16 protein-coding genes are annotated in these 17,867 nt (G+C 60.7%); 6 read left to right on the plus strand and 10 right to left on the minus strand.

Annotated elements, in window-relative coordinates:
- Positions 1 to 41 precede the first annotated feature (41 nt).
- Positions 42 to 1,067 (minus strand): sugar ABC transporter substrate-binding protein, encoded by a 1,026-nt coding sequence (locus VH564_RS14220; RefSeq protein ID WP_423340483.1) that lies wholly within the window; start codon positions 1,065 to 1,067, stop codon positions 42 to 44.
- A 234-nt stretch (positions 1,068 to 1,301) separates the two neighbouring features.
- Between VH564_RS14220 and VH564_RS14225 the strand changes: the two genes are divergently transcribed.
- Together VH564_RS14225 and VH564_RS14230 are read left to right on the plus strand one after the other, a co-directional pair.
- The gene (locus VH564_RS14225) at positions 1,302 to 2,549 is read left to right on the plus strand and encodes an ROK family transcriptional regulator (RefSeq protein ID WP_423340484.1); all 1,248 of its coding nucleotides are present in this window, start codon (positions 1,302 to 1,304) and stop codon (positions 2,547 to 2,549) included.
- Positions 2,533 to 2,964: an RbsD/FucU family protein gene (locus VH564_RS14230; RefSeq protein WP_423340485.1), complete on the plus strand. Its 432-nt coding sequence runs from the start codon at positions 2,533 to 2,535 to the stop codon at positions 2,962 to 2,964. Before VH564_RS14225 ends, VH564_RS14230 begins: the two co-directional genes overlap by 17 nt.
- A gap of 86 nt (positions 2,965 to 3,050) precedes the next feature.
- Here VH564_RS14230 and VH564_RS14235 read toward each other — a convergent pair whose 3' ends face one another.
- The 3 genes from VH564_RS14235 to VH564_RS14245 all read right to left on the minus strand — a co-directional run bounded on the left by VH564_RS14235 (position 3,051) and on the right by VH564_RS14245 (position 7,191).
- A complete protein-coding gene (locus VH564_RS14235) occupies positions 3,051 to 3,443 on the minus strand; it encodes a VOC family protein (protein WP_423340486.1) in 393 nt (130 codons plus the stop codon).
- A complete protein-coding gene (pgi, locus tag VH564_RS14240) occupies positions 3,443 to 5,068 on the minus strand; it encodes a glucose-6-phosphate isomerase (protein ID WP_423340487.1) in 1,626 nt (541 codons plus the stop codon). The genes VH564_RS14235 and pgi overlap by 1 nt, the downstream gene beginning before the upstream one ends.
- Before the next feature lie 428 nt (positions 5,069 to 5,496).
- Positions 5,497 to 7,191: a long-chain-fatty-acid--CoA ligase gene (locus tag VH564_RS14245; RefSeq protein ID WP_423340488.1), complete on the minus strand. Its 1,695-nt coding sequence runs from the start codon at positions 7,189 to 7,191 to the stop codon at positions 5,497 to 5,499.
- A gap of 226 nt (positions 7,192 to 7,417) precedes the next feature.
- Here VH564_RS14245 and VH564_RS14250 point away from each other — a divergent pair, with 226 nt between their 5' ends.
- Positions 7,418 to 7,810, plus strand: coding sequence for a PRC-barrel domain-containing protein (locus VH564_RS14250; RefSeq protein ID WP_423340489.1), 393 nt, complete (start codon positions 7,418 to 7,420; stop codon positions 7,808 to 7,810).
- Between the two features lie 82 nt (positions 7,811 to 7,892).
- Here VH564_RS14250 and VH564_RS14255 read toward each other — a convergent pair whose 3' ends face one another.
- The 5 genes from VH564_RS14255 to osmF form a co-directional block, all read right to left on the minus strand.
- Positions 7,893 to 8,288, minus strand: a complete 396-nt coding sequence (locus VH564_RS14255) for a VOC family protein (protein ID WP_423340490.1) — start codon at positions 8,286 to 8,288, stop codon at positions 7,893 to 7,895.
- Positions 8,289 to 8,335: 47 nt separating this feature from the next.
- Complete coding sequence (locus VH564_RS14260; protein ID WP_423340491.1) at positions 8,336 to 9,085, minus strand: ABC transporter permease; 750 nt, start codon at positions 9,083 to 9,085, stop codon at positions 8,336 to 8,338.
- Complete coding sequence (locus tag VH564_RS14265) at positions 9,082 to 10,020, minus strand: ABC transporter ATP-binding protein (protein ID WP_423340542.1); 939 nt, start codon at positions 10,018 to 10,020, stop codon at positions 9,082 to 9,084. Before VH564_RS14265 ends, VH564_RS14260 begins: the two co-directional genes overlap by 4 nt.
- A gap of 26 nt (positions 10,021 to 10,046) precedes the next feature.
- Positions 10,047 to 11,213: an ABC transporter permease gene (locus VH564_RS14270; protein WP_423340492.1), complete on the minus strand. Its 1,167-nt coding sequence runs from the start codon at positions 11,211 to 11,213 to the stop codon at positions 10,047 to 10,049.
- A 71-nt stretch (positions 11,214 to 11,284) separates the two neighbouring features.
- Positions 11,285 to 12,193 carry a glycine betaine ABC transporter substrate-binding protein OsmF gene (gene osmF, locus VH564_RS14275; RefSeq protein ID WP_423340493.1) on the minus strand — a complete coding sequence of 303 codons (909 nt, stop codon included), beginning with the start codon at positions 12,191 to 12,193 and terminating at the stop codon, positions 11,285 to 11,287.
- Positions 12,194 to 12,704: 511 nt separating this feature from the next.
- On the opposite strand from osmF, the gene VH564_RS14280 reads away from it, so the two are divergent.
- Positions 12,705 to 13,064: a hypothetical protein gene (locus VH564_RS14280; RefSeq protein WP_423340494.1), complete on the plus strand. Its 360-nt coding sequence runs from the start codon at positions 12,705 to 12,707 to the stop codon at positions 13,062 to 13,064.
- 125 nt (positions 13,065 to 13,189) lie between these two features.
- Here the strand turns inward: VH564_RS14280 and ppk2 are convergent, their stop codons facing one another.
- Entirely contained in the window at positions 13,190 to 14,101 is a 912-nt protein-coding gene (gene ppk2, locus VH564_RS14285; RefSeq protein WP_423340495.1) for a polyphosphate kinase 2, read from the minus strand.
- 184 nt (positions 14,102 to 14,285) lie between these two features.
- Between ppk2 and VH564_RS14290 the strand changes: the two genes are divergently transcribed.
- Together VH564_RS14290 and VH564_RS14295 are read left to right on the plus strand one after the other, a co-directional pair.
- On the plus strand, positions 14,286 to 15,878 hold the full coding sequence (locus VH564_RS14290) for an inorganic phosphate transporter (protein ID WP_423340543.1): 1,593 nt from the start codon (positions 14,286 to 14,288) through the stop codon (positions 15,876 to 15,878).
- A 321-nt stretch (positions 15,879 to 16,199) separates the two neighbouring features.
- Positions 16,200 to 17,396 carry a hypothetical protein gene (locus VH564_RS14295; RefSeq protein ID WP_423340496.1) on the plus strand — a complete coding sequence of 399 codons (1,197 nt, stop codon included), beginning with the start codon at positions 16,200 to 16,202 and terminating at the stop codon, positions 17,394 to 17,396.
- Positions 17,397 to 17,867: the final 471 nt, after the last annotated feature.

Below are 17,867 nucleotides of genomic sequence, written 5' to 3' on the forward strand. Positions count from 1 at the left end.
GCCGGGGGCGACCCCGGCCGGAGAGAGAATTCAGGCAAATATTAGCCCCAGCACTTGGCAGTCCCTTCCTTGACATCGATCGACGGCACGCCGGCAACCGGCTTGTCCGTGACCAGCGAGACGCCGGTGTCGAAGAATGCCTTGCCAGGTGTCGGCTTCGGCTTTTCGCCCGTGTCGGCGAACTTCTTGACTGCTTCTACGCCCATCGCCGCCATCATCAGCGGATACTGCTGCGATGTCGCGCCGATGACGCCTTCCTTGACCGACTTGACGCCGGGGCAACCGCCGTCGACGGAAACGATCAGGACGTCTTTTTCCATGCCGACTGCCTTCAGGGCCTGGTAGGCGCCAACAGCGGCAGGCTCGTTGATCGTGTGGATGACGTTGATGCCCGGATCCTTCTGGAGAAGGTTTTCCATGGCTTTGCGGCCGCCTTCTTCATTGCCGTTGGTCACGTCGTGACCGACGATGCGCGGATCGGTTTCGTCACCGATCTTGTTCGGGTCCTTGGGGTCGATGCCGAAACCGATCATGAAGCCCTGGTCGCGCAGGACGTCGACGGAAGGCTGCGATGGCGTCAGGTCGAGGAAGCCGACCTTGGCGGTCTTGGCCTTGTCGCCCATGGTGCCCTTGGCCCATTCGCCGATCAGCTTGCCTGCGAGCAGGTTGTCGGTGGCGAAGGTCGCATCGGCAGCGTCTGCTGGCTCAAGCGGTGTGTCGAGCGCGATAACCACGAGGCCGGCGTCGCGTGCCTTCTTCACCGAGGAAACGATGCCCTTGGTGTCGGATGCTGTGATCAGGATGCCCTTCGCGCCGCTGGCGATGCAGCTTTCGATGGCAGCAACCTGGCTTTCCGAGTCGCCGTCGATCTTGCCGGCATAGGACTTCAGCGTAACGCCGAGTTCCTTGGCCTTGGCCGTGGCGCCTTCCTTCATCTTGACGAAGAATGGGTTGGTGTCGGTCTTGGTGATCAGGCAGACGGTCGTGTCAGCGGCGTTGGCCGGCAGAGCGAAAACGACGCCGAGAGCAAGGCCGGCAAGCGCTGCGGTGATGACTGATTTCTTCATTCGATCCTCCCACGAAAATGATTGTGCCGGCCCTGACAGGGTCCGGAATGGCGAATGCGGCAAATGCTTCAAATTTGTTCTGCACGCTTCCTCCAAAGCCGTGCCGCTCCTCCATGAGCGCGATTTAAAGCCCAAACTCAAAGGCCTGTCAATAAATAAATCCAATTGAATTATTAATCGACTGTGGCATGATGCAAAAAAATGAGGCATGGCCATTACGGGAGGAGTCGGCCAATGTCATCCGTGGAAGATCCGGCAAACACGTCGCCGTCACCATACAATCTCGAGGCCAGCGGCGGAGCAAATCAGGTTCGCGTCCGCGCCTATAATGAGCGGCTTGTGCTTTCGCTCGTCCGTCGTCACGGGGCGCTGTCGAAGGCGGACATCGCGCGCCGCACCGGCCTGTCGGCGCAGACCGTCTCCGTCATCATGCGGGTGCTGGAGAAGGAAGGCCTGCTGCTGCGCGATGAGCCCGTGCGCGGTCGTGTCGGCCAGCCGTCGACGCCGATGCGGCTGAATGCCGACGCCGTGCTCTCCTTCGGCGTCAAGATCGGGCGGCGCAGTGCCGACCTGGTGCTGATGGATTTCGTCGGCACCATCCGCAAGCAACTGCACCGGACCTATGCCTATCCGCTGCCGCACGAGATCCTCGATTTCGTCACCCATGGCATTCGCGAGATCGAAAGCAGCCTCAGTATCGCCGAGCGCAGGAATATCGCCGGGATCGGCATCGCCGCGCCTTTCGAGTTGTGGAGCTGGGCCGAAGAGGTCGGTGCGCCAAAGGGTGCGATGGACGTCTGGCGCGGCTTCGACCTGCAGATCGAGATCGGTGCGCGGGTGCCGCATGCCGTCTACCTGCAGAACGATGCCACCAGCGCCTGCGGGGCGGAGCTTGTGTTTGGCGTCGGCGCCCGCTACCCGGATTTCGTCTACATGTTCATCGGATCGTTCATCGGCGGCGGCATCGTGCTGAATTCGTCGATCTTCGTCGGCCGCACGGGCACGGCGGGCGCCATCGGGCCGCTGCCGGTCCGCGACCGCCATGGCGACACCCGGCAGCTGCTGAAGATCGCCTCCATCTTCGTGCTGGAAAACCTGCTGCGCGAGCAGGGGATAGACCCGCAGCCGCTATGGTATTCCGCCGACGACTGGATCGATTTCGGACCGCCGCTGGAGACCTGGATCCAGGACACCGCCGAGGCGCTGGCGCAGGCGATCGTCGCTGCCGCCTCGATCATCGATTTCAGCGCCGCCGTCATTGATGGCGGCTTCCCGGACTGGGTTCGACGCCGCGTCGTCGAGGCCACCATCAAGGCCGCCGCCGAACTCGATCTGCAGGGCGTCGTCATGCCTGAGATTGTCGAGGGTGCAGTCGGCACCCAGGCCCGTGCCATTGGCGGCGCCAGCCTGCCGATCTTCGCCCGCTACCTCATCGACCAGAATATTCTCTTCAAGGAAATAGACCATGCTGAAGCACATTGACCCGCTGTTGAGCCCGGAACTTCTCTTCGCCCTCCGCGCCATGGGACATGGCGACGAGATCGCGCTGGTCGACGGCAACTATCCCGGCCTGACTGACGCCCGCCGCCTCATCCGCCTCGACGGCCACGGCGTGGTCGCGGTACTGAACGCCGTGCTCAGCGTGCTGCCGATCGACGAATTCGTCGACGAGGCGATCTTCCGCGCCACCGTCAAGCAGGACCGCGACACGCTCGATCCGGTCCACCAGGAAATGGTCGAATGCTGTGCCCGCCACGTCCCCGACATCAAGGTCGTGCCGCTGCTGCCGGCCGATTTCTACGCCCGCGTCAAAGGCGCCCACGCGCTGATCCAGACCAGCGAACCGCGGCTTTACGGCAATATCATTTTGCGCAAGGGTGTTATTTATCCAGCGTGATGCTGTCTGGGCAGTGCGCGCGCCTAAAGTCGGATGCATCGCCCACACAGTCTGGAACCCGGGCTAAATCTCGATGGTAGGGGCAATTACCGGGTCCAGGCGGCCTGCTGCAGCACGACGCGGTAGCCGTCCGCGTCCTCGAATGTCCGGCCATGCACATCCCAATAGTCGTTATAGGCCTTGACCGCTTCGCATCCGGCAGCGTCCATCCGCGCCACGGCTGCCCGCCATTCATCCGGATCCGGCAGGTACATAACCAGCAGGTTGTCCTCGGTCGGTGCCCGGCCGACCCTGTGGCCGCGGTGATGGGTGAATTCCAGGTGGTAGGGCCAGTGCGGGTGGCCGAGGATCAGCCCGTCGAAGCCGTTGTGATCCTCGAAGGAGGCTAGCACCTCAAATGCCAGCCCCGCCTCGTAGAAGGGGCGGAGCCGGGCAATGTCGTCCGTCGGTCTGGCGACGCGAAGGACGGGGATGGTCATTATTTGGTGCGGGCCTTGAGGGCTGCCACCAGGCCGATGGTCGAGGAATCATGGCCCTCGGCGCTTTCCTTGCCCTCGACGACGGGCAGCAGGCCGGTTGCCAGTTCCTTGCCGAGCTCGACGCCCCACTGGTCGAAGGAGTTGATGCGGAACAGCACGCCCTCGACGAAGACGCGGTGTTCGTAAAGCGCGATCAGACGGCCAAGCGCGAACGGCGTCAGCTGGTCGTAGACGAAGGTGATCGACGGACGGTTGCCGGTAAAGACGCGGTGCGGCGCGATGAAGTCGGCCTTCTTGTCTTCCATGCCCTTGTCGGTCAGCTGCTTCTTGGCTTCCTCGAAGGTGCGGCCCTTCATCAGCGCTTCCGACTGGGCAAGAACGTTGGCGATCAGCAGCTGGTGCTGGTGGCGCAGTTCCGGCTCGAACGAGTTGGCGGCGATCATGAATTCAGCCGGGATGACGCTCGTGCCCTGGTGGATCAGCTGGTAGAAGGCGTGCTGGCCGTTGGTGCCGGGCTCGCCCCAGACGACAGGACCGGAATTGCCCTCGACCGGCGTGCCGTCGATGGTGACGCCCTTGCCGTTCGATTCCATGTCGAGCTGTTGCAGGTAGGCCGGGAAACGCGACAGGCGCTGGTCATAGGGCAGGATCGCACGCGTCGCATAGCCGAGCACGTTGCGGTCGTAGTAGCCGATCAGGCCGAGCAGCACCGGCAGGTTCTTCTCGATCGGCGCGGTGCGGAAATGGTTGTCCATGGCATGGGCGCCGTCGAGGAATTTGCCGAAGTTCTCGGGGCCGACGGCAATCATCAGCGGCAGGCCGATGGCAGACCAGATCGAGTAGCGTCCGCCGACCCAGTCCCAGAAACCGAAGACGCGGGCGCTGTCGATGCCGAAGGTGGCGACCTTGTCGAGCGCTGTCGAAACGGCGCAGAAGTGATGCTCGACGGCTGCTTCGCCAAGCGCCTTGGAGATGAAGTCGCGCGCCGTCTGGGCGTTGGTCATCGTCTCGATGGTGGTGAAGGTCTTCGAGGCGACGATGAACAGCGTCGTTTCCGGCTGCACCAGCTTCAGGATGTCGGCAATGTGGGCGCTGTCGATGTTGGAGACGAAATGCGACTTCGGGCCGTCGTGGAACGGCGCCAGCGCCAGCGTCGCCATGACCGGGCCGAGATCGGAGCCGCCGATGCCGATGTTGACGACATCGGTGATCGCCTTGCCGGTGGCGCCCTTGAGTGTGCCCGAACGGATGCCGTCGGCAAACTTGCCCATGGCTGAAAGCACGCCGTTGACGTCAGGCATGACGTCCTTGCCATCGACCATGACGGGCGTGTTCGACCGGTTGCGCAGCGCGGTGTGCAGAACGGCGCGATTTTCGGTGAAGTTGATCGGCGCGCCCGAGAACATCTCCTCGCGCTTCTTTTCGACGCCGCCTTCCTTGGCAAGCTTGACCAGCAGCGCCATGATCTCGTCGTTGACGGCCGTCTTCGAGTAATCCATCAGCAGATCGTCGAGCGAGGCGGTGAAGCGGGAGAAGCGGCCGCTATCGGCGGCAAAGGCCGCGCGAATGTCGGTGGCATTGGTGGCCGCAGCCGTGCTCTTCAGTTGGTCGACGATCGCTTGCATGGGAAGCTCCTTAGGGGTTCGGAGAAGGTCGCGGAAACTATTCGCTTTGTGCCGCCTAAATCAAGTTAGGTCACACACTATTCGTAAAAAAGCCGCCCAGCAGCCAGACTTGATGAAAATGGCGACCTGCGCTATGTTTTCGGAGTGGCAGGCGGAGTTGTCGCTCCGCCTGCCGACGCCTAAGTTGTAAGGAATATGATCCGGACGGAGATTAACCAGCCCGTCCGGGTTTTCCTAACAATAAGCGTGACACTCAGCGGTAATAACCACATCGCATCACCTCCGTTTCGAGAGCAAGGCTCTTGCCTAAGTCGGTGCGGCCCGTCCTCACCGATGGGCCGGCTGGTCGCGACCCGTGCTGCTTCTGCCTCGAAACAAGGCCACAGCATCACATCCTGAGGTTGTTGGCAATTACGTCCTGACCTTGCCTATCCCCGCAACTCCTTGCGCAGGATCTTGCCCACATTGGATTTAGGCAGTTCGTCGCGGAAGACGATGAAGCGTGGGCGTTTGTAGTTGGTGAGGTGCTGGGCGCAGTGGGCGCGCAGTTCATCCTCGGTGAGGTCAGGATTGCGCCGCACGACGAACAACTTCACGGCTTCTCCGGAGTGTTCGTCGGAGACGCCGACCGCCGCAGCCTCCAGCACGCCCGAATGCATCGCCGCCACTTCCTCGATCTCGTTCGGATACACGTTGAAGCCGGAAACAAGGATCATGTCCTTCTTGCGGTCGACGATCTTGGTGTAACCCCGCGCGTCCATGAACCCGATGTCGCCGGATCGGAAAAAACCGTCCGGCGTCATTACCCGCGCGGTCTCCTCGGGCTGCCGCCAGTATCCGGCCATGACCTGGGGGCCCCGGATACAGATTTCTCCGAGCTCGCCGAGCGGCAGCGAGCGGCCATCGTCGTCGCGTATGTCGATTTCGGTCGACGATAGCGGCAGGCCGATGCTGCCTGAAAATTCGGTACTGTCGAAACGGTTGGCGCTGGCGACAGGCGACGTTTCGGACAGGCCGTAGCCCTCCGTGATCCATGCGCCTGTCAAGGCATGCCAACGCTCGGCGATGGGCCGCTGCACAGCCATGCCACCGGCGAGCGTGCTGACCTGCGACAGGTCGAGCTTCGCAAAATCAGGATTGTCCATCAGCGCATTGAGCAGCGTGTTCAGTGCCGGGAAAATATCGAAGCGATATCGGCCGAGTTCCTTGATGAAGCCAGGTATGTCACGGGGATTGGCGATAAGCACGTTCTGGGCGCCGAGCGACATGCCCATCACCGAATTCACCGTCAGGGCGAAGATATGATAGAGCGGCAAGGCACAGACGAAGGTCAGAATTTCGGGACGCGGCTTGGAAATATAGGCCGAATTCAGCCAGAGCTGCAGCTGCAGCTGGTTGGCAAGCAGATTGGTATGGGTCAGGACCGCGCCCTTCGCGGTGCCGGTCGTCCCGCCGGTATATTGCAGGAATGCGACGTCGCTGCCGGTGAGGGCGACAGCTTCCAGTGTTGAGCTCTCGCCCTCGGCCAGCACACGCGAAAATGTCGTATGGGCGGGGATGGACCACGCTGGTACCAGCTTCTTTACATGCCGGACGATGAAGTTGACGACATGACCCTTGAGGCCGAGCATCTCGCCAAAGGAACTGACGACGACGTGGCGAAGGTCCGTATGGTCGATTACCGTCTCGACGGTGTGCGCGAAGTTCTCCAGGACAAAGATAGCCTTTGCGCCGCAATCGCGCAGCTGATGCTGAAGTTCTCGTGGCGTGTAGAGCGGGTTGACGTTGACGACCGTTAATCCCGCCCGCAGGATACCGTAGGTAGCGATAGGATTTTGCAGCACGTTCGGCATCATGACGGCCACCCGGTCGCCTTTGACAAGACCCTGGTTTTGCAGCCAGGCCGCGATCTTGCGGGTTTGGCGTTCCATCTCGCCATAGGTGATCGACCGTCCCATGCTGGTGAAGGCGGGACGCGTGGCATAGCGCGCGCAGCTGTCTTCGAACAATTCGCTGAGCGAGACATGGTCGAGCGGTGGCAGATCGGCCGGTACGCAGTCGGGGTAGGATGCGAGCCAGATGCGCTCCGCCGGTGGACCTGCGTGAATGGACGCCTCGCTCATGCCGTTCTCCTCCCGCAGTCACACCTGCGGTATCTGCAGTGCCGCTTTCCCTGGCCGGAGCCTCCCGCTCGCTGCCACGACGACGCCTGTTCGATCTGAAACTAGGCTGACATGCCGCCAAGGGTCAATCGTCGGCGTGCGTTATCGCAAACCGTCGGAACCATCAGCACGGCGACACGTTTTCAAAGTGCGACTAGCGATGAGCAAACAGGAGGAAGGTACAATTATGTTGAACCAGAACTCAGAGACAGAAAACCTCGATCCCTACGTCAAGGATTCATCCACCCTGATCGCCAGCGATCGTGTCGAAGGTACACGCGTCTACGGCGCGGAAGGTGAACACATTGGTGCCATCGAGCGCGTGCTGCTGGAGAAGCGGGGAGGGCGTGTGGCCTATGCCGTTCTCTCGTTCGGCGGCTTCCTCGGAATGGGGCAGGACTACTACCCGATCCCTTGGGAAAAGCTGCGCTACGACGAGAAATTGGACGGATATCGCGTCGATCTCACCAGGCAACAGGTCGAGGGTGCCCCACGCTATGTCGATAGCGATGACACCTGGTATCGGGACAACGGCCGCAAGATCTACGACTACTACGGCGTCCCACCCTACTGGATGTAATCATCCGACCACCTGAGACCGTGGCCCCATTCGCAGAGCGGGGCTTTGTTTTGTCGCGAGCTGAACGCGGCCCCTGCAAATGTCAGAGATAGCGCCCGTGACGCTGCAGAACCTCGATCTTGTAGCCGTCGGGATCAGTTACGAAGAAAAACAAGGCCAGCAGCTTCCCGTCCCGGTTCAGCTCTTTGATATCGCCTGGATTGAGACCAAGCGATAGGAAGCGCGCATGCTCGTCCTTTAGCTCCTCCACCGATACCGCCAGGTGGCCGTAACCATCGCCGAGCTCGTAGGGATGTACACGCTGCAGATTGACCGTCAGCTCGAGTTCGAAACCGGTCTCGGGATTGCTGAGATAGAGAAGAGTGAAGGTCTCGAACGGGATTCGATCGGCAACCTTCAGTCCGAACGCCTTGTCGTAAAACTCCACCGAGCGCGCTTCATCGAGCACCCGGATCATCGAATGAATCATCTTTGCCATGATCGTCTCCCTTCAAGGCCAGGCATCTAGCACAGCGACTGCAATGCTTAAACGACGCGAACCCCCAATTTGCCGGTCAGAACGTTCTCGATCTGCGCCATCGCATCGTAGATCAGCACCGCCATCAACCCAACGATTAGCCCGCCTTGCAGGATGAAGGCCGTGTTGTCGGAAATCAGCCCGGCGATGATCACCTCGCCCAATCCCTTGGCCGCAACCGTTGAGCCGATCGTCGCCGTGCCGATGTTGATGACGGTGGCGACCTTCAGTCCTTCCAGGATGAGCGGCATGGCCAGCGGCAGCTCCACTGAGAAAAGCCTCTGGCGCGGGCTCATGCCCATGCCGTCGGCGGCATCCAGGACAGAAGCCGGCACCTGTTGAAGCCCGGCGACGGTGTTTTCGAAGATCGGCAACAGGCCATAGAGAAACAGCGCGATCAGCGTCGGCGCCATGCCGAAGCCGGTTGCCGGAACCGCCAGCGCCAGCACGGCGACGGGCGGGAAGGTTTGTCCGGCATTGGCGATGGCGCGCGTCAGCGGCAGAAAGTCGGCGCCGCTCGCCCGCGTCACGAAGATCCCGCCGAGAACGGCCAGCACGGCACTGCCGGCAATCGAAATCGCCACCAGCTCAAGATGATAGGCCGCAAGCCATGCCAGGCTGTTCTGCGTGTAGACCGGTGGCGCGCCATAGTTGGTCAGCGGCGCGAACAGAAAGGTCAGCCACTCCGTCCTGAACAGCAGGACGAGCAGCAATGCCAGCGCCGATAGCCGGAAGACATTGGCGATCAGCAGCCTCATGCGCGCTTGCCCAGTTGCAGCAACCGCTGCATCGAGACCGAACCGATCGGCCTGTCGCGATCATCCCGAACCGCAGCCTCATCCACTCCCTGCCAGATCATCTGCGACAGCGCATCGCGCAGATTCAACGTCTCCGGAAGAGCGAAGCTGAGATCGGGTTTTATCGGCCCCATGTGCGTCTTGATGGACAGCATCGCCATTAGCTTCAATGCCTTGTCCGAAGTTCCGGTTAGTTCTTCGACAAAGGCATCCGCCGGCTCGGTCAGGATCTTCTCCGGTGTTGCGCACTGCAGCAGGCGGCCTTCGCTCATCACGGCAATCAGGTCGCCGAGATGGAAGGCCTCGTCCATGTCGTGGGTGACGAGGATGATCGTCGTGCCGAATTGCTTCTGGATGGCCAGCAGGTCGTCCTGCGCCTTGCCCCGAATAACGGGGTCGAGTGCGCCGAAAGGTTCGTCCATCAACAGCACCTCTGGCTCTGCTGCCAAGGCACGGGCAACGCCGACGCGCTGCTGTTGGCCACCCGAAAGCTGATGTGGATATTTGTTGGCGAAGCTTGCCGCGTCCAGCCGGAATAGCGACAGCAGTTCTTCGACACGGCGGGCGATGCGGGGCCTGTCCCAGCCGATGAGCTGCGGCACGGTGGCGATATTCTCTGCGACCGTCCGGTGCGGAAACAAGCCATGCCCCTGGATCGCATAGCCGATGCGCCGGCGCAGTTCGGTGACGGGCACGGTTGTCACGTCCCTGCCGCCGACAAGAATCTGGCCGCGCGTCATCGGCACCAGGCGGTTGATCATGCGCATCAGGGTCGACTTGCCGGAGCCGGAGGTGCCGACGACCACCGTGATGGAGCCTCTGGTCACCGTCATATCGACGCCATCGACGACTGTCGCATCGCCATACTGCTTCGTCACATCGCGCAGCTCGATCATCACGTCGTCTTTTTTTGCGGTCGAATTCATGCGCGGCGGCCCCGGATGGTGTCGATGACGGCGTCGAGAATGACGGCCGATGAAAAGGCGAGGAAAACGGTGGGGACGGCGCCAAGCAGCACCAGGTCCATCGCGGTCTGTCCCAGCCCCTGGAAGATGAACAGGCCAAAACCGCCGCCGCCGATCAAGGCCGCCACGGTCACCAGGCCGATGGCCTGGACGAGCACGATGCGGATACCCGTCAGGATAACCGGAAAGGCAAGCGGTAGGTCGATGCCGAAGAGGATCTGTCGCCGTGTCAGCCCCATGCCGGCAGCAGCATCGCGCACTGCCGGATCGACGCCTTCCAGCCCGACGACGGTATTGGCGACGATCGGCAGCAGCGAATAGAGGATCAGCGCGATCAGCGCCGGCGCGGCACCGATGCCGTGAATGCCCAGCTCAGCCGCCAGCGGCACATGGGCGGAGAGATAGGCAAGCGGCAGCATCAGCAGGCCAAAGAGCGCCAGGCTCGGGATGGTTTGCACCAGGCTCAGCACTTGCAGCACTGCAGCCCGCAACTTTGGCACCCAGAAGCAGAGAATGCCGAGTGGCAGCGCCAGCACGATGGCAACGACGACGGACCCGAAGGCAAGAAAGACATGGGCACCGGCCTCGCGCCAGAACTGGTCGGCGCGGATAGCGAATTCCTTCATGATCGACAGGCTGTCGAGGCTGCCTGTCACGAGGAAGGCAGCGAGAAGTGCGGCATAGATCAGCAGGGATGCAACACGCATCCAAGGTGTCAGCTGTAGCTTCACCAGCGCGTCGGCGATGATCAAGCCGATAACCGCAAGAAGAACCCAGAACGTGCCGCCGGGCGTGATGCGGGCCGACGCGCTGCCAGGGGGCGTGGCCGACGTCGAGACGATACCGATCGCCATGAGCAGCGCGATCAGGCAAAGCGTTGCAATGGCCAGGCGGACAAACGGCCTGCGCAGAAAGATGGTCGAGATTGCGGTGCCGAGGAGAAGGGCGATGAGCGCCAGGGCGATGGGTTGCGCAAGCAGGCTGGTTAGCAGCAGCGGCTTTCCGGCAGCGATACGGTTTGCCTTGGCAACGATGAAAGGCATTGTCGCTGCAGCCGCGAAGCCGGCGCCCGCCAGCACTACGCCGAGGCGGTCCACCCTGCGGACCGCGTAACCGTCTTCCATCCACTAGGCTCCAGTCATCGAACGAACTATGGCCCCGCAGGATAGGCGGGGCCATAGCAGAAGGTCCATTTCTATTTCAGGAAGCCTTTGTCCTTAAGATAGGATTCGGCCACCGACTTTGCCGGTTCGCCGTCGACCTGGATGCGACCGTTCAGCTTTCTCAGTTCGTCGGCCGTCAGGCTCTTGAAGATCGGTGCAAGCACTTCCTCGATCTTCGGGTTGGCCTTGAGCACCGCTTCGCGGATGATCGGCGTCGGCGCGTAGACGGGCTGCACGCCCTTGTCGTCGTCCATGACGGTCAGTTCGGCAGCTTCGATCGCACCGTCTGTGCCATAGACCATGGCGGTGTTGACGCCGTTGGTCTGGTCGGCAGCCGCCTTGATGGTGGCTGCCGTATCGCCGCCCGCAAGCACGATGGTCTGGTCCGGCGTAATCTTGAAGTTATAGGTCGTCTGGAAGGCGGGCAGTGCCGCTGCGGAATTGACGAATTCGGAGGAGGCCGCCAGCTTGACCTTGCCGCCGTCCGAGATCCATTTGCCGAAATCCGACATGGTCTTCAGCTTGGCCGGACCCGCCACATCGTTGCGCACGGCGATCGCCCAAGTGTTGTTGGCCGGCGACGGCGTCAGCCAGACGATCTTGTTGGCGTCGTAGTCCAGCTTCTTGGCAAGTGCATAGCCGGCTTCATTGTTCTTCCATGCGGCATCGTCGGCCTTGTTGAAGAAGAAACCGGCATTGCCCGTATATTCCGCGTAGATGTCGATTTCGCCCGCGGTGATAGCCTTGCGCAGCACCGGGGTAGTCCCGAGCGCGATGCGATCCTGCGCCTTGATGCCGGCCGCGTTGAGGGACAGAAGGATGATGTTACCGAGCAGCGTGCCCTCGGTATCGATCTTCGACGACACGACAACGTCTGCGGCACTTGCGCCGGTGGCGGTGAAGGCCGCGAGTGACGCGGCGATGGTGATTGTTTTCAGCATGATGTTCCCTTTGTCCCTTGATCCTGTCTCTCGCCCGACACCGGCCGGTTGCGACAGACACTTCGTCAGATCGCTGGCCGTTATGTTTGGATGATCCGCGTCTGGAAATAGCGCTGGCCGTTAGAATATCGAGTAGTCGACCTGTCAATTTCGACCATGCGGCGATTATCGCTGCCGTCGCCACAAAGGCTTGCAACGCCATGCTCAATTTCACTTTGCCCTGCGTTGTTTTTGCCTCCGCATCTGCCTGCGGCGCTCGATCGTTCCCAGCGCCACCGCCACTAGCAATATTCACATGACAATAGGTACCGTGGCGGCGGACGTCTGAGGCCTGATCTTATGGTCGCATTTCGAGCCCCGCAAAGTAGCCAGACAAGGACATAGCTCCGATGACTGCATAAATATGCTAATATAAGCAGGCGGGATTGTTTATGACAGTCAAATGACAAAAGATGCTGCCGCACTCAAATTATACAGCAATTTTCATGCAACTCGACGTTAGGGGGTCCAATTGGGCGAGAAAAAGAAAGTTTATCACGCATTGGTGGATGGAGCCACTTCTGGCCTCAGCGACGGCGCGCTCTACGAATTCGTCCAGAAGGAATGCGGCAAGACCAGCAGCAAAAAGATAGTTCGGGCCTCGCTGCTTGCTTTGAGCGATCCGGATTTGCGCGACGGCAATGTCTTGAACACGATCTATGCGCTGGCGATCAAGCACCGACTGGATCAGGTCGCACCTGAAGACCATCAGGAAATCCAGGAGGTCGAGGTTGCTCCATCGATCGCGACCAAGGACAAGGTAGCCGCTGCGCCAAAGCCCAGGCGAGTGCGAGCTAAGCCGGCTGCAGCCGCGACAAACGCCAAGGCCTAAGCCGTCGGCGCGTCGCTGCGTGAGCGCCGCCGTCGCGCTTGTAGCGACGCAAGCTGACCTCGCAGCTGCTTTGAAAAAAAGGCTGCCCGACGATCTATCGCTCGCCGGGCACTGTCGTTTGAAGCTCAGTAGATTTCCGGCACATACATTTCTGCCGGCACCGGCGCCCGTTCATAGTCTTCGTGCCGGATGCGGCCGGGCAGCTCGACCTGTGATTTCGGCACGTCCTCATAGGGGATCTGCTTCAGGAGATGGGCAATACAGTTGAGGCGCGCCCTTTTCTTGTCGACGGCCTGAACGACCCACCATGGGGCACTCTCGGTGTGGGTACGGGCCAGCATTTCTTCCTTGGCCTTCGTGTACTCTTCCCAATGGACGCGGCTTTCCATGTCCATTGGCGAAAGTTTCCACTGCTTCAGCGGATCGTGTATCCGCATCTTGAAGCGGAATTCCTGCTCCTCGTCGGTGATGGAGAACCAGTATTTGATCAGGATGATGCCGGATCGGACGAGCATGCGCTCGAATTCGGGCACAGAGCGGAAGAACTCCTCCAGCTCGTCTGGTGTGCAGAAGCCCATCACCCGCTCGACGCCGGCACGGTTGTACCAGCTGCGGTCGAACAGCACCATTTCGCCCGCTGTCGGGAGATGCGCCACATAACGCTGAAAGTACCACTGACTGCGCTCGCGCTCGGTTGGAGCGGGCAGGGCGACGGTACGGCAGACGCGCGGATTGAGACGCTGCGTCACACGCTTGATGGCGCCACCCTTGCCGGCGGAATCGCGGCCTTCGAAAATGACCGCGACTTTCAGCTTCTTGTATTGAACCCAGTCCTGAAGCCGCACCAGTTCATGCTGCAGACGGAAGAGCTCGCGAAAGTAGACCTTGCGCTCGAGCGTTGCTTCGGCCGGCTCTATCATGCCTTCGGCAACAAGTTCGTCGAGCCGATCCTCTTCCATCTGCATTTCCAGCTCTTCATCGAAGCTGTCGGCAATTTCGTCTTTGATACGGCGAAGCTGGTCTTGATGATCGGACATTTGAGCGTTTCCTTGGTTGGCCGAACAGACTGGAACAGGAGATGGCGACAGGAATGTGACAGATCAGCCTCCGTCCGCCTATGCCCACGCCACCCTCTGCAAACACCGCGTGTCACCAGACCTTCACACAGCCGCCTTATTGACGATTGGTAATTATTGCAGCCGGAGTGCAGTTATGGTGGATATGAGCGCAGACCACACCCAGAGCGGCGTGGCCCATCCCTTGGACAAGGCCAACGGCTCGGGCAAGTGGTTCCTCCCGCTGATCGCGGTCGTCCTTCTCGGCGGCCTCGGCTATGTGGGTTACGCCCTCAGCCGCGATCTGACCTCCGCCGCCGCCGTTCCATGGATATTTCTCGGCTTGGCGCTGCTGATCGCCCTCGGCTTCGAGTTCGTCAACGGCTTCCACGATACCGCCAACGCGGTGGCAACCGTCATCTATACCCGCTCCATGCCTGCGGAACTTGCTGTCATCTGGTCCGGCTTTTTCAATTTTCTCGGCGTTCTGACCTCCTCCGGCGCCGTTGCCTTCGGCATTTTGGCACTACTGCCTGTCGAGCTCATCCTTCAGGTCGGATCGGGCTCCGGCCTTGCCATGGTCTTCGCGCTTTTAAGCGCTGCAATCATCTGGAACCTCGGCACTTGGTATCTCGGCCTGCCGTCGTCGAGTTCCCACACGCTGGTCGGCTCGATCATCGGTGTCGGCCTTGCCAATCAGTTCATGGCGCCCGCCGGCAGCGCGACCAGCGGTGTAGACTGGTCACAGGCGACCAATATTGGCCTGTCGCTGCTGATCTCGCCGGTGATCGGCTTCGGCTTCTCCGCCATTCTGCTGCTCGCCATGAAGCTCTTCATCAAGAACAAGGCGCTCTATGAAGAACCGAAGACCAACAGGCCCCCACCGCTCTGGATACGCGGCCTGCTGATCTTCACATGCACCGGCGTCAGCTTCGCCCACGGTTCCAACGACGGCCAGAAGGGCATGGGCCTGATCATGCTGATCTTGATCGGTCTCGTTCCCACCGCCTTCGCCCTCAACCGAACGCCTGACGTGAACTACCTCGAGGCCTACAAGTCTGCCTCGGCACAGGTCGAGACAGCGCTTGGAAAATACGTCAAGCCAGGCATCACCGTTTCCGATGCCAAGGCCGCCGTCTCGGATGCCGTCAAGACGAGGACCTGGAACGACGCCACGACGCCGTCGCTGCAGCAGTTCATTCACCAGACCAGCCAGGAGGTCGCCGCCTTCCCGACGCTGGAAGCCGTGCCCCAGAACATGGTCGGCAACGTCCGCAACGATATCTACCTGATCGGCGAAGCGCTGAAGCTGATCGACAAGAAGAAGCTCCTGCCGATGGAAGAGCAGGATCTCGGCGCCGTCACCGCCTATCACAAGGCCGTCGACAACGCGACGAAGTTCATCCCCACCTGGGTCAAGGTCGCTGTTGCGCTCGCCCTCGGTCTCGGCACGATGATCGGCTGGCGGCGGATCGTCGTCACTGTCGGCGAGAAGATCGGCAAGACGCACCTGACCTACGGCCAGGGCGGCGTCGCCGAAGTCGTCGCCATGGTCACCATCGGCGCCGCCGACCACTTCGGACTGCCTGTCTCCACCACCCACGTCCTGTCATCTGGCGTGGCCGGCACCATGGCTGCCAACGGCTCGGGCCTGCAATGGTCGACGGTTCGCAACATGCTGGCCGCCTGGGTCCTGACCCTGCCGGTGTCGATTGCCATCGCCTTCGTTCTCTACGTCATCCTGCGCCAGGTCTTCTGATTCCGGCTCGCTTGCCGGTGCGGGCTGCATCGGCAAGCGACGGCAGCCTGCCATCGAGAGAGCGGCCGCCTTTTTTCCTTCAGGTCACGTCAAAGTTGCGCAGCCAACCATGCCCACAAGGCACGGACAAGCTGTGACGTCTATCTATCCCTAAGCTGCACGGGCGATGGGCGGGAGATCTGCACGGGCGTTAGGCCACGATCGCGCCAGCGCGAGCCACGGCAAGGCTTCAGCGTATCGTACGCGCTGAAAATGTCAGTGGAAATGATCCCGGCCTAGGGGCACTGCCCCGAAACCCTTCGAGCAACGCAGGAAATAGCCATGGTTCTTCAGCTTAACGATGTCGCCCTCGAAAGGCTGATGAAAGAGCGAAGCTGGACCTTTGGTGTCGCCGCCACGAAGGCGGTGCTCGCGCCAAACATCAGTCTTCGGTCCGGCGGCTACCTGGAGGGTTACGCCCATCCGAATGAGGCCTCGTGGAGGGTCAAGGGCGGGGCTGTCGAGTTTCTCAATCAGCATGGCGAAGTCTCGACCCGCTTCGACACCTTGCGCCAGCAAGACGGGCGCTACGGGATGGAAGGCCGCTTCCGTCTCGGCGGCTCCGATGAAATTCATGCCCTCTGGGAAGAGGGTGAGACGACCGTGTCAGGAAACAGGACCGCCCTCGTCGTTCCCATCCACGACGCCTACTTTAGGTACGGCATCAATCTGCTCTTCCAGAGCATCGGTTCCGACTACGACATCATCTTCGTCTTCTCGACCGAGGCGGACCGGCGTGCTTTTGCCACCATGCACCAGGCATCGGCCTTCATCCGCTACCACGCGATCGTGCTGGACGACCATGTCAGCGGCAGCGCCCTGTCCGTCATCGCCGAAAGGAAGACCTGGCCGACGGTGAAGAAGTTCCTGGCGCTATCGCTGGTGCACCAGTTCTACGACTACATTCTCTGCGTCGACGCGGAGACCTTCATCCTGCGCGCCACCGGATGGACGGAAGCGGCTGGCAGGATCGTCTCGGAAGCGCGTTGGTTCGGCGGCTTGCTGACGGAGAAGCACGGAGCCGAACGGAATATCATGTACGCATCGGCGATGACGCTGGCGCCCCATGCCGATCACGCGGAAATCCAGAAGATCTCGCGAAACTGGGGCTTCTACAGCTGGTGGTGGGATTTGCCGGTTTACACAGGCGCAACTATTCCGGACTTCCTCAAGTGGATGGCGTGGGACACCAGCCTGCAGTTCGTCGAGAAGTTCGGCCATAATCTCTATGACCACATCACCTACCAATTCTTCATGGCACTGCACGGCGGCTTCGCCTTTGTCCCGGTCAATGGGATTGCCCATTCCCTCGAGTTCAAGCCTTCCAGCATCGTCACCGCCGTCCACCGCGACATCCATCCCCTTCGATGGACCAACGCCTTCGCCTATGCGCAGGAACCCGAGTTCTATAAGGCCAGTGACTATCTCGCGGTCTACCACATAGACCGCAAATCCTTCCCGCAGTTCAGTCTCGACTAAACACCGCGCGCTCCCCGCAGGTTAAGGGAGAATTAGCGCGACCCCGATAGAGTGAGTCTGACGAACGACGGTGGTACGATACCGGTGACGATGGTGTTATCACCGTTGATGTTTCGGTAGCGCGAATGACGAGATTTGAAAGTGTCAGAGAAAGAGCCTCCAGCTAACGACATCATCGAACAGAAGCGCAATGCTCTTCTAGCTGCAGCACGCATTCGCGCTCAACAGGCTGAAGCGAGCCAGCAAACGTCTGCTCAAGACACAAGCGCGGAAACTCTGGAATCCGGCGCAAGCCTATGGGATTTGCTGAGAGTTATTAAGCACGATGAATCTGGCTTATAATCCAGACCATGGGGAAAATGGTGCCGCTTAGAGGCATCTAATTGATATTTCTTTATGTTTCCGCTTGTTCCACAATGTTCCGTATCCCTTTCCGCACCTCTTGTTTCTTGTTTCGTTCTCCGCCATCCT

Source organism: Rhizobium sp. HT1-10, from assembly GCF_049472505.1.
GTDB lineage: Bacteria > Pseudomonadota > Alphaproteobacteria > Rhizobiales > Rhizobiaceae > Rhizobium.

Excerpts from the sequence above, each read along its gene's own strand:
- VH564_RS14245 (WP_423340488.1), bottom strand. The coding sequence starts at position 7,191 with ATGAGCGAGGCGTCCATTCACGCAGGTCCACCGGCGGAGCGCATCTGG.
- VH564_RS14290 (WP_423340543.1), top strand. The coding sequence starts at position 14,286 with ATGAGCGCAGACCACACCCAGAGCGGCGTGGCCCATCCCTTGGACAAG.
- pgi (WP_423340487.1), bottom strand. The coding sequence starts at position 5,068 with ATGCAAGCGATCGTCGACCAACTGAAGAGCACGGCTGCGGCCACCAAT.
- VH564_RS14225 (WP_423340484.1), top strand. The coding sequence starts at position 1,302 with ATGTCATCCGTGGAAGATCCGGCAAACACGTCGCCGTCACCATACAAT.
- VH564_RS14230 (WP_423340485.1), top strand. The coding sequence starts at position 2,533 with ATGCTGAAGCACATTGACCCGCTGTTGAGCCCGGAACTTCTCTTCGCC.
- VH564_RS14260 (WP_423340491.1), bottom strand. The coding sequence starts at position 9,085 with ATGAGGCTGCTGATCGCCAATGTCTTCCGGCTATCGGCGCTGGCATTG.
- VH564_RS14295 (WP_423340496.1), top strand. The coding sequence starts at position 16,200 with ATGGTTCTTCAGCTTAACGATGTCGCCCTCGAAAGGCTGATGAAAGAG.
- VH564_RS14220 (WP_423340483.1), bottom strand. The coding sequence starts at position 1,067 with ATGAAGAAATCAGTCATCACCGCAGCGCTTGCCGGCCTTGCTCTCGGC.
- VH564_RS14250 (WP_423340489.1), top strand. The coding sequence starts at position 7,418 with ATGTTGAACCAGAACTCAGAGACAGAAAACCTCGATCCCTACGTCAAG.
- VH564_RS14270 (WP_423340492.1), bottom strand. The coding sequence starts at position 11,213 with ATGGAAGACGGTTACGCGGTCCGCAGGGTGGACCGCCTCGGCGTAGTG.
- VH564_RS14235 (WP_423340486.1), bottom strand. The coding sequence starts at position 3,443 with ATGACCATCCCCGTCCTTCGCGTCGCCAGACCGACGGACGACATTGCC.
- VH564_RS14255 (WP_423340490.1), bottom strand. The coding sequence starts at position 8,288 with ATGGCAAAGATGATTCATTCGATGATCCGGGTGCTCGATGAAGCGCGC.
- osmF (WP_423340493.1), bottom strand. The coding sequence starts at position 12,193 with ATGCTGAAAACAATCACCATCGCCGCGTCACTCGCGGCCTTCACCGCC.
- ppk2 (WP_423340495.1), bottom strand. The coding sequence starts at position 14,101 with ATGTCCGATCATCAAGACCAGCTTCGCCGTATCAAAGACGAAATTGCC.
- VH564_RS14265 (WP_423340542.1), bottom strand. The coding sequence starts at position 10,020 with ATGATCGAGCTGCGCGATGTGACGAAGCAGTATGGCGATGCGACAGTC.